We start from the raw sequence: 10,871 nt of genomic DNA on the forward strand, positions 1-10,871 counted from the left end.
AGATTTTCTCGTGAGTGACCGGCTTCACTTCGGTTAGGTTTTTATGTGAGTTGACACGCGGACTTGCCCCCCGCGCCCAGGACGAGAACGGTGTCCCCCGGCTGCACGAGGCGGGCCGTCAGCGCCGGCGCCCCGCACACGTCGAGAACGGCCAGCGCCACGCGCTCGGGCACGTCGTCCGGCAGCCTGGCCCACACCCCGGAGGCAAAGAGGATGGCCGTGCCCTCGGCCTCCACCTGCCCGGAGGCCAGGTGCACGCGCCGGATGCGGCGAAGGTGAAGCGGCGTCAGCGTCAGCGACACGAGGGTGGCCACGCGGTCGCCGGGAGCCAGCTGGCCGGTGGCCGGGTGCGCCGGCCCGATTTCGCGCACGCGGCCGATCAGCATGCCGCCCGACCCGGTCACCGGGTTGTGCAGCTTCCCCCGCTCGGCGACGATGGCGGCGATGCGCGCGGCCACGGCCGCCTCATCGGCCCCGACCTCGCCGAGGATCTGCCGAAACGACGCCGCGTCGACGTTCAGCCGTTCCACGTCGAGGACGAGCTCGCTGGCAAAGCGCTTCGTCGGGTCGTTGTCCAGCCGCCACGCCGGCTGCGGAAGCGCGCCAGGCGGCTCGAGAACGCGGTGCAGCCCGTAGCGGTGTCCAATGGCCATCTCCGTTCACCCCTCCGGTTGGCGTTGCGCCTCTCTTCTATTGCAAGAATGGTGCCAACATTCTTACCCTCTTGGCGCACCCCTTTTTCGTGCGGACAAAAAAATTGTGCCGAGAATTCGGCACATCGCGACGCCCTCTGCGCGGGGGAAGCCAAATCTTCGGCACGTCCCCGCGCCCTCACCTCCCCGTTTCCCCCTTTTGCCGCACGTTCACCCCCTCCCATTTGGCCAGGCGGTACTGGAGCGTCTGCCGCGGGAGGCCGAGCAGTTTGGCCGCCTGCTGGAGGTTTCCGCCTGTGGCCGCCAGCGCCTCCGCAATCAGCCGGCGCTCGACGGCGGCGAGGGTTTCGCGCAAGGGCAGGCGTTTCGGCTCCCCGTCCCCCGGAACGCGAACGTCGACGGTCACCGGCGCGCCCTCCCCGCCCGCGGCCACCGCGATGCCCCGCGGCGCCGGTTCTCCCCGTTCCGCGGCGGCCACCAGGTGCGGGGGCAGGTGCTCGACGCCAATCCACTCCCCTTCGACGATGTTGACGGCCCCTTCGATCACGTGCTCCAGCTCGCGCACGTTGCCGGGCCACGCATACCGCATCAGGATGGGCCAAACCTGCTCCCGGAGCCCCTTGATCCGCGTGCCGAAGCGGGCGTTGCACTTGGCCAGGAAATGGGCCACGAGAAGGGGGATGTCGCCTCGCCGCTCGCGCAAGGGCGGCAGGGTCAGCGCGACGACGTTGAGCCGGTAATACAGGTCGGCGCGGAGGAGCCCCTGCTCCACAGCCTGGCGCGGCTCGACGTTGGTGGCCGCAATCACCCGCACGTCGACGACGCGCGCGCGTGTCGAGCCGATGCGCCGGATGACGCCGTCCTGCAGCACGCGCAGCAGCTTGGCCTGCAGCTCGAGGGGCATGGCCTGCACCTCGTCGAGGAAGAGGGTGCCGCCATCGGCCAGCTCAAACAGCCCCGGGCGGTCTTCCGCCCCCGTAAAGCTGCCGCGTACGGTGCCGAAGAGCAGCCCTTCCAGCAGCGTGGCGGGAAGGGCGGCGCAATTCTGCGCCACAAAAGGGCCTGCAGCCCGCGGCGAGGCGTTGTGGATGGCCTGGACGAGCAGCTCCTTGCCCGTTCCCGTCTCCCCGTAGACGAAGATGGGCGAATCGGTGCGCGCGGCCCGCTGGGCGAGCGTCTTCACCCGCTCCATGGCCGCATCTTGGGTGATCAGGTCGGAGAAGCGGTACCGCGCGCCATACGCCGCCGCCGAATCGTCCTGCCGCCGCATCCGCCGGCGCGCCACGCGAGCTTGCAGATCCACCAGCTGTTCGGACAGCTCTTTAATCCGCGTGATGTCCTTCGCCACTTCCACCGCCCCGACCAGCTGGCCGTCGACGAAAACCGGAAGCGTCGTGTTGACGGTGTGCACCGTTTGCCCGCGCACATTCGTGTACGTCTGCCGGCGGTCGACGATGGGCCGACCGGTGGCGATAACGGTGAGGAGCGTGCTCGATCCGGGATCGAGGGACGGAAACACCTCGAGCACGTGGCGACCCAGCACCTCCTCCGGATCCAGTCCGTCAAGGGCCGCCGCGACGCGGTTGTAAAACACGGTGATCCCGCGGGCGTCCACGACATGGATGCCCTCGTCAATGGCTCCCAAAATGGCTTCGAGCATTTCCCGAGGCAGTGGACTCGTCACCGGCATCTCCCCCCTGTCGAAAATCGGGCAAACCGCCGAATTGTCGTCCTAATCCGACGATTCGTCTTCTTTTTGCGAATTCCTTGTTGCGCGCGCCGTCACCGCTTGCGGCAGCCATCCATAGGATAATAGCGCCACCTCCGCTCTGGCGGCGATCGTGAAAGGGGGAACCCTCCTTGTACCCGCTCCGACTGCGGCAAATTGCGACCTTGCTCCAGGGCAAAATCCTTCGCGGCGATCCCGACCTCGTCCTGACCCACGTCTATTATCGGCGCGGCCGGCACATCAACAACCGCACCCTTTTTTTCTTCTATGACAGCCGCGGGCGAAAACGCCCCGACCTGCACGACCTATCCCCGGGCGCGGTGGTCACGTCGCGCGCGCTCTTGCCCCACGTCCCCGCTCGGCTGCCCGTCATTGTCGTCGACAACCCTTTTCGCGCCCTCTGGAAGCTGGCACGCTGGCAGCGCAACCGGCTTACCCTCCCCGTCGTAGGCATCACCGGCAGCGCCGGCAAGTCGACCACCACGGCGATGACGGCCGCCATCTTGAACCGCGTCTACCCGACGCTGCACACCGTCGGCAACTTGAACACCACATATTGGTATCCGTTTCAGATCCTGCGCGTCTCCCCCCGCCACCGCTTCCTTGTGCTGGAGATGGGCATGAACCGCTTGGGCGACATTCGCCAGCATTCCCGTGCGGCAAGACCCTGTATTGCCGTGATCACCAACATCGGGGAAGCCCACGTCGGCAACCTTGGCAACGACTTGGACAACGTGGTCCGCGCCAAACAGGAAATCCTCGAAGGTCTGTCCCCGAACGGCACCCTCGTGCTCAACGCCGACGACGAGCGGTCGCGCCGCATCGACACGCGCAAGGTGCGCGGGCGTGTCGTCACCTTCGGCATCAAGAACCCGGCCGACTACCGGGCCAAAGACGTGCGCTACACGCTGACCGGGATGCGCTTTACCGTCACGTTGCGCGGCAAAAGCCACACCTTCGACTTGCCCGTCTTTGGCGAACACATGGTCTACAACGCCCTCGCCGCCATTGCCGTCGCCGACCTCCTGGGCGTCTCCCCCGCAGCCATGCGCGCGGGACTGCGCCGCTTTCGTCCACCCAAAATGCGCCTGCAGATGATCCGCGGCAAGCAGGGGCGGCTGCTCATCAACGACGCCTACAACGCCAACCCGTCGGCGATGATCGCCGGGCTGTCGATCCTCCCGCACCTTCCGCACCGGGGCAAGCGCATCGCCGTCCTCGGCGACATGAAGGAACTGGGTGCCCTCACCCACGCGGGACACGCGCGCGTCGGCCGCTACATCGCCGCGCATCGGCCCGTCGACGTCCTCGTAACGGTGGGCCGCTACGGCCGCATCATCGCCGAAGCCGCCCGCGAACGGGGTTTTGGCGCCGTGCATGCCTTCACCACGCGTGACGAGGCGCTCCGGTTCTTGCTCAAGACACCACCGGGCTGTGTGCTGTACTTCAAGGCATCGCGCCGGCTCCGTTTTGAGCGCCTGCTGCGCCCGCTGCGCCAAACGGAACGCTAACCGCCGCACCCACGCCCTGCACGAACCACTTCCGAACCTTCCCCGCTGGGGAGGATATCGGGAGTGGTTATTCGTTTTGCTTTGCCCGATGTCCACGCGACGCCCAAATTTGTAGTATAACAGTTTGCAAATACGAAGATGTGTTATATAATGATGGCAGATCCCACGCGAGGAGGTATCCCTCATGCGTTCCTTGGCCGAGTTTTACGGGTGGACCACGCCGGAGATGCCGACGCCGTGGGCCGAGGGTGCGGAATGGCGGCGTTCCCCCGCGCGCGAGCCCCTCGCCCGGCGCTGCGAGTGTGTCTGCTGCGGCGCCTCTTTTCTCGCCCCCTCCGGTTCCGTGCTCTACGAGTGCGAACGCTGCCTCAACCAACGGGAAGAATAGGCGTCGGGTGCAGACGCAAACGGCCCCGCTGCTGCCGCGAACGCTTCGCGGGCAACCGGGGCCGTTTCTCTTCCCTTACATCCGCTCTGGCGCCGACACGCCGATAAGGCGCAGGCCGTTTTTCAAGACAATTTGCACCGCCTTGGCCAAGGCCAGCCGTCCCTGCGTCAGCTCGGCGTCATCGGTGAGGATGCGCTCGGCATTGTAGTAGCTGTGGAAGAGCGCCGCCAGGTCGTAGACGTACCGGACAATGCGATGGGGCTCGAGCGCTTGGGCCGCCGCGGCGATCTCCTCGGGGAACGCGGCCAGCTTCTTCATCAGATCGACTTCCTTTTCGTCCGTCAGGCGGTCCAGCCCCGTCGGCGGATCGGCGAGGGCAAGGCCCTGTTCGGCCGCCTGGCGGAACACGCTGCAGATGCGGGCGTGGGCATACTGGACGTAATAAACCGGGTTCTCGTTGGATTGGGCCACGGCCAGGTCGAGGTCGAAATCGAGGTGCGTGTCCGGGCTGCGCGAAGTGAGGAAGTAGCGCATGGCGTCGACGCCAACCTCGTCCATCAGCTCGCGCAGGGTGACCGCCTTGCCGGTGCGCTTGGACATGCGCACCTCTTCGCCGTTCTGGTACAGGCGGACGATCTGGTTGATGAGGACGATGAGCCGCTCCGGATCATAGCCGAGGGCGGCCATCGCCGCTTTCATGCGCGGAATGTACCCGTGGTGGTCGGCGCCCCAAATGTTGATGACCTTGTCGAAGCCGCGCTTGAATTTGTCGTCGTGGTAAGCAATGTCCGGCGTCAGATACGTGTACGTGCCGTCGCTCTTCACCAGGACGCGGTCCTTGTCGTCGCCAAAGGCCGTGGAGCGGAACCACACCGCACCATCCTTCTCGTAGGTGTGACCGCGGGCGGCCAGCTCCTTCAAAATGGCTTCCACCTTGCCCGATTCGTACAGCGACGTCTCGCTGTACCACACGTCGAAGCGCACGCCGAAGTCGGCCAGGTCGCGCTTGATCTTGGCCATTTCCTTCTCCAGGCCGTAGCGGCGGAAGAAGGCCAGCCGCTCCTCCTCCGGCAGCTTGAGCAACGCGTCGCCGTGCTCGCGCGCCAGCTCCCGCCCGAATTCGACAATGTCCTCGCCGTGGTAGCCGTCGGGGATCATCGGCACGTCTTCGCCGAGGGCCTGGCGGTAGCGGATCTCGATTGACTGGGCCAGCTTGACGATCTGGTTACCGGCGTCGTTGATGTAGTACTCGCGCGTCACGTCATAGCCGGCCATCTCCAGCAGGTTGCACAGCGCGTCGCCCAGCGCTGCTCCCCGCGCGTGGCCGACGTGGAGGCTGCCGGTGGGGTTGGCGCTGACAAACTCCACCTGCACCTTCTGCCCGCGGCCGACGTCCGTCTTCCCGTAGGTCTCGCCCATGGTCAACACTTCGCGCACCGCGTCGGCCAGGTAGGAGCTATCCAAAAACAGGTTGATGAAACCGGGGCCGGCCACCTCCACCCGCTTCACGCCGCATGATGCGCGATCAAAGCGGTCGACAATGGCCTCGGCGATCTGCCGCGGCGGCCGTTTGGCCACGCGGGTGAGCTGCATGGCCAGGTTCGTCGCGTAATCGCCGTGGGCCTTGTCCCGCGGCACCTCCAGCTGGATCTCCGGCAAGGCGTTTTCCTCGATGCCCAGCGCGGCCAGCGCCGCCCGCCTCAGCTCCGCGGCCAGCCGCGCCTTCACCTGTTCGGTTGCGTACATGGGCGCGCATCTCCCTCCTTTACGATGACGGTCAATCGTCGTTCGCCCATCGGCTCTCCGCCCAGCGTCCACGCGTAGGCGATGCGGACCACCAAGCCAGAGGGCTCCTGCGTTTCCTCCACGTCAACCGTGCGGGTGTGCGTCGTCAGGGCAAAGCGTCCGTACGGCGTGCCGAACGTCCCCGGCGTCACCGCGCCGGGAACGAAGGCCTGCTCCATCGTCCGCGCGCCGCGGCGCAAGAGCACCACGCGGTTCGGCTGCACCTTGAGGGTGGTGGACACACGCCCGTCGTCCTGCTCCTCGTCGTAGCGGATGTACCAGCCTTCCGGGCGCCGGTACAGAACGCCCGTATACACGAAGGCCTCCCGCTGCCCGTCCGCCACCGTCGCCACTTCGATGCGCACCGGGCGTCCCCTGTCCATCCGGTTCCCCCTTCCTGTCTTCGCTCCATTGTATCCCGTTCCGCCGATGAACACAAGCGGGCCCGTCCGCACACACAAACGCCCTTCTCCGCCTGCATTGGCGGCGGAGAAGGGCGCGCCGCGCGCGTTTCGTCGCGTTTCACTTCACCCAGCCGAGCAGGATCTCGCGCACCAGCTTGGCGGCCACGATCGGCGTCTGTTCCGTCGGGTCGTACACCGGGGCCACCTCGACGATGTCGGCGCCCACCACGCGCACGTCGGAACGGGCGATGGCGTGGATCGTCTTAAGCAGCTCGCGCGACGTGATGCCGCCGGATTCGGCCGTGCCCGTGCCCGGCGCGAAGGCCGGATCGAGGACGTCGATGTCGATCGTCACGTAGACCGGGCGTCCCGCCAGTTCCGGCAGCACCCGCTTGACCGGCTCCAGCACCTCAAAGGGGTAGAAGTGCATGTGCTCGCGGGCAAAGGCGAACTCCTCCCGCGTGCCCGAGCGGACGCCGAAGGAATAGACGCGACCGCCGCCCAACAGGTCGACGGCCTTGCGAATCGGCGTGGCGTGGGACAGCTCCTCGCCTTCGTATTCCGTGCGCAGGTCGGCGTGGGCGTCGATGTGCACGAGCACCACGTCGGGGTACGCCTCGTGAACGGCCTGGATCACCGGCCAGGAGCAGAGGTGCTCCCCGCCGAGGCCGAGGGGAAACTTGCCATCCGCAAGGAACTTTCGCACGGCGTCACGGATGCGTTCGAGGCTCCGCGCGGCGTTGCCGAAGGGCAGCGGAATGTCCCCCGCGTCAAAGTAAGCCACCTCGTCCAGGTGCCGATCGAGGTACGGGCTGTATTCCTCGAGCCCGACCGACGCCTCGCGGATGCGCGCCGGGCCGAAGCGCGACCCCGGCCGAAAGCTGACCGTCCAGTCCATCGGCATGCCATAGATCACGGCGCGCGCCTCGGCATAGCTGGCGCGGCTGGCAATGAACACCTTGCCCGAATAGGCTTCGTCAAACCGCATGCGTCTTCCTCCCGATGGCGGCCGCGCGCAGCGCCTTTGCCCCTTACTCGCCGTCCTGCGTCAGGTCGGCGACAAACTTGGGCAGGCTGAAGGCGGCGCGGTGCAGCGCAGGCGTGTAATACTTCGTGTCGACGGCGCGGATCTTGGCCTCATCGACCTCGAGCGGATCGTAGCGCTTGGAGCCGAGGGTGAAGCTCCACAACCCGCTCGGGTACGTCGGAATGCTGGCCAAATACAGCCGCGTGATGGGGAAAAGGCTCTTGACGTCTCGGAACACGCGGCGAATGAGATCAGCGTTGAACCACGGCGACTCGGTTTGGGCCACGAACAGGCCGTCTTCCCGGAGCGCCTCAAAGATGCCCTGATAAAACCCTTTTTCAAACAACCCGACGGCCGGCCCGACCGGTTCGGTGGAATCGACCAGAATCACGTCGTAGCGGTTGCGGCTTTCCGCGATGTGCTGGATGCCGTCCTCGATGCGCACCTCGACGCGCGGATCGTCCAGCTTGCCGGCGATGGCGGGGAAAAAGCGCTTCGACGCCGCGATGACGGCGCCGTCGATCTCCACCAGCGTGGCTTTCTCCACCGAAGGATGCTTCAGGATTTCGCGGATCGCCCCGCCGTCGCCCCCGCCGACGACCAACACGTGGCGGGGATTCGGGTGGGTGTTCATCGCCACGTGCACGATCATCTCGTGGTAGACGAACTCGTCCACGTCGGTGGTCATCACCATGCCGTCGAGGACGAGCATGTTGCCAAACTGCTTCGTCTCAATTACGTCCAGCCGCTGGTACGGCGTCTGTTCGGTGTGCAACGTGCGGTTGATCTTCGTGGTGATGCCGTGATTTGCCGTCTGCTTTTCCGTATACCACAATTCCATCGGGTTCCACCTCGTCCTCTTTCATACCTGAACATTTTAGCGCACTTTGCGCAAAAGACAAGCTCCTTTTGTGCATGCGGTATAGGCAAAATCTTCGCACGGCAATACTGACAGGTACCGGCAAAAAAGAAACAAGGCCAAACCGAACGCGGGGAAAGGGGGACAAAGCGTGCAAGTCATGTGGGACGACCCCCAATTGGGGTGGGCCCGGCGGCTTAAGCGCCTTCTTGTGCGGCTATTCGTCATGACCGGACTGGTTGCCCTTTGTACGATCACCGTTTTGCTCTACCTTCGCGCCCAGCCGCTGCCCAAAGGAAACACCGCCGCGACGACCGTGATCTTGGCGGCCGACGGCTCGGTCCTCGACGAACTGCACCGCGGCCAGAACCGGAAGCCCGTTCCGCTCAGTACCATTTCCCCCCACGTCATTGCCGCCACGCTGGCCGTGGAGGACCGACGCTTTTTCGAGCATTTTGGCTTCGACTGGCGGCGCATGGCCAAGGCAATATACGTGGACGTAAAGGAGATGCGCTTTGCCGAAGGCGCCAGCACGATCACCATGCAGCTGGCGCGCAACCTGTACCTGAGCCACGAAAAGACGGTGGCGCGCAAACTCAAGGAAGCGCTCTACGCCCTCCAACTCGAGCTGCACTACAGCAAGACGCGCATCCTCGAGCTGTACCTCAATCAAATTTACTATGGCCACGGCGCCTACGGCATCCAGGCGGCGGCGCAAACCTATTTCGGAAAGGACGCCAAAGATCTCACCCTCGCCGAAAGCGCCCTCCTGGTCGGCCTGCCCAAAGGGCCGTCCCTCTATTCCCCCTATCGCCACTTCGACCGGGCCAAGGCGCGGCAGAAAGTGGTGCTCGACGCCATGGTGGCGGCGGGCTACCTCCGGCCGGAGGAAGCCGCATCAGCCTTCGCCGAACCGCTGCGCCTCGTGCCGCCGGGCGCCCGCACGCGCGAACCGGTGGCGCCCTACTTTCGCGACGCCGTCGTGGACATGTTAGAGGAGCGCTACGGCTTGACGGAGGAACAGATTTTTCGCGGCGGCCTGCGCGTTCACACCACGCTTGACCCCAAGATCCAGAGAGCAGCTGAGGAAGTGATCAAGCAACTTCTGCCCAAGGACCGTCCCTTGCAGGTGGCCCTCGTGGCCGTTGACCCCCAAACGGGGGCGGTACGGGCCCTGGTCGGCGGACGGGACTATCGGGCCAGTCCCTACAACCGCGCCTTTGCGCGGCGTCAACCGGGTTCCACGTTCAAGCCCGTCGTGTACCTCGCCGCGTTGGAGAACGGGTTCACGCCGCTCACGCTGCAGCGGAGCGAACCGACAACCTTTACCTATGACAACGGAAAGACGTACACGCCGAAAAACTTCGGCGACAAGTACCCCAACGCCGACATCCCCCTGTACCGGGCCATCGCCCAATCGGACAACATCTACGCCGTCAAAACCTTGATGTTCCTCGGCCCGGACAAGGTGATCGAGACGGCGCGGCGACTGGGCATCACCTCACCGCTGCAGCCGTATCCGTCCCTTGCCCTCGGCAGCATGGACGTTACGCCCTTTGAGATGGCCTACGCCTACGCCACGCTGGCCAACCTGGGCGAGCGGCCAAAGCCCCTCCTCGTCACGCGGGTGGAAGACGCCAACGGCAACGTGCTGGTCGACGAACAACCCGAGCGCGTGCGCGTCGCCGAAGCCGCCCACGCCTATGTGCTCACCCACATGCTGCAGGGCGTGTTCGCCGAGGGAACGGGATCCCCCGTGCGCAGCCTGCTGAAGCGGCCGGCCGCAGGCAAGACCGGCACCACCGATTACGACGCCTGGCTGAGCGGGTACACGCCGCACCTCGCCGTCACGGTGTGGCTGGGCTATGACGACAAGCGCCCGCTGCGCACCGCATCCGACGGCTACCTGGCCAAGCGGCTGTGGGCCACCTTTGTCGAGCGGGCGCTGGCCGACGCGCAGCCGGCCCTGTTTCCCGTGCCCGACGGGGTGACGACGGTGTACATTGACCCGGGAACGGGCAAGCTGGCCACGGAAACCTGTCCCCACCCCAAGCGGCTCGCCTTTGTCAGCGGCACGGAACCGACCGACTACTGCCAGGCCCATCTGCCCGCGGGAAAACGGCCGGTTCCCCCGGACCAACCCGACGCGTCCGATTCCCTTTGGCAGCGGCTGAAACATTGGTGGCGCCCGTAAGTCAGCATTCGTCGCTGCCGCCAATCTTTCCGGAGCCGTCGGCAAAGACGCCGTCGTTCAGCACGGTGATCAGCCCGGCGCGTCGTTGGGCTGCATGGCGTCGCCTCCCCACGCGGATTCGTCGCCCCTAGTATGCCTCGCCCCGCCCCGTTCGAATCGACGCGAAAAGGGACCGGCGCAAAACCGGTCCCTTTTCGTGTCCTTGTGTACGTGTGCGCGGGTTTCTTTTAGTGTATCCGATGGGTGACGCCGCAAACAATGACGCGCAATCACTCAGCTAAAATCTAACCGAAGGGAGACTGGATCACTCACATCGAAATC

The 10,871-nt window shown here is 65.5% G+C and carries 9 protein-coding genes; 3 read left to right on the forward strand and 6 right to left on the reverse strand.

What is annotated here, in order from left to right:
- Window positions 1-41: 41 nt before the first annotated feature.
- Both kdd and IEX61_RS11195 read right to left on the reverse strand, forming a co-directional pair.
- Window positions 42-653: an L-erythro-3,5-diaminohexanoate dehydrogenase gene (gene kdd, locus IEX61_RS11190; protein ID WP_188818104.1), complete on the reverse strand. Its 612-nt coding sequence runs from the start codon at window positions 651-653 to the stop codon at window positions 42-44.
- 178 nt (window positions 654-831) lie between these two features.
- On the reverse strand, window positions 832-2,343 hold the full coding sequence (locus IEX61_RS11195; protein ID WP_188818106.1) for a sigma-54 interaction domain-containing protein: 1,512 nt from the start codon (window positions 2,341-2,343) through the stop codon (window positions 832-834).
- A 170-nt stretch (window positions 2,344-2,513) separates the two neighbouring features.
- Here IEX61_RS11195 and IEX61_RS11200 point away from each other — a divergent pair, with 170 nt between their 5' ends.
- Both IEX61_RS11200 and IEX61_RS11205 read left to right on the forward strand, forming a co-directional pair.
- On the forward strand, window positions 2,514-3,893 hold the full coding sequence (locus tag IEX61_RS11200) for a UDP-N-acetylmuramoyl-tripeptide--D-alanyl-D-alanine ligase (protein WP_054670129.1): 1,380 nt from the start codon (window positions 2,514-2,516) through the stop codon (window positions 3,891-3,893).
- A 184-nt stretch (window positions 3,894-4,077) separates the two neighbouring features.
- Window positions 4,078-4,281, forward strand: a complete 204-nt coding sequence (locus IEX61_RS11205) for a hypothetical protein (RefSeq protein ID WP_054670125.1) — start codon at window positions 4,078-4,080, stop codon at window positions 4,279-4,281.
- A gap of 75 nt (window positions 4,282-4,356) precedes the next feature.
- On the opposite strand, the gene argS is transcribed toward IEX61_RS11205, so the two are convergent.
- From argS to speE, 4 genes are all read right to left on the reverse strand, one after another.
- Window positions 4,357-6,027 (reverse strand): arginine--tRNA ligase, encoded by a 1,671-nt coding sequence (gene argS / locus IEX61_RS11210; RefSeq protein ID WP_054670123.1) that lies wholly within the window; start codon window positions 6,025-6,027, stop codon window positions 4,357-4,359.
- Entirely contained in the window at window positions 6,006-6,449 is a 444-nt protein-coding gene (locus IEX61_RS11215; protein ID WP_188818108.1) for a YwiB family protein, read from the reverse strand. The genes argS and IEX61_RS11215 overlap by 22 nt, the downstream gene beginning before the upstream one ends.
- A 139-nt stretch (window positions 6,450-6,588) precedes the next feature.
- Window positions 6,589-7,458 carry an agmatinase gene (gene speB, locus IEX61_RS11220; protein ID WP_054670114.1) on the reverse strand — a complete coding sequence of 290 codons (870 nt, stop codon included), beginning with the start codon at window positions 7,456-7,458 and terminating at the stop codon, window positions 6,589-6,591.
- 43 nt (window positions 7,459-7,501) lie between these two features.
- Window positions 7,502-8,338: a polyamine aminopropyltransferase gene (gene speE / locus IEX61_RS11225; RefSeq protein ID WP_188818110.1), complete on the reverse strand. Its 837-nt coding sequence runs from the start codon at window positions 8,336-8,338 to the stop codon at window positions 7,502-7,504.
- A 169-nt stretch (window positions 8,339-8,507) separates the two neighbouring features.
- Between speE and IEX61_RS11230 the strand changes: the two genes are divergently transcribed.
- Window positions 8,508-10,550, forward strand: a complete 2,043-nt coding sequence (locus tag IEX61_RS11230; protein ID WP_054670113.1) for a transglycosylase domain-containing protein — start codon at window positions 8,508-8,510, stop codon at window positions 10,548-10,550.
- Window positions 10,551-10,871: the final 321 nt, after the last annotated feature.

The sequence above is a fragment of the Calditerricola satsumensis genome, assembly GCF_014646935.1.
Lineage (GTDB): Bacteria > Bacillota > Bacilli > Calditerricolales > Calditerricolaceae > Calditerricola > Calditerricola satsumensis.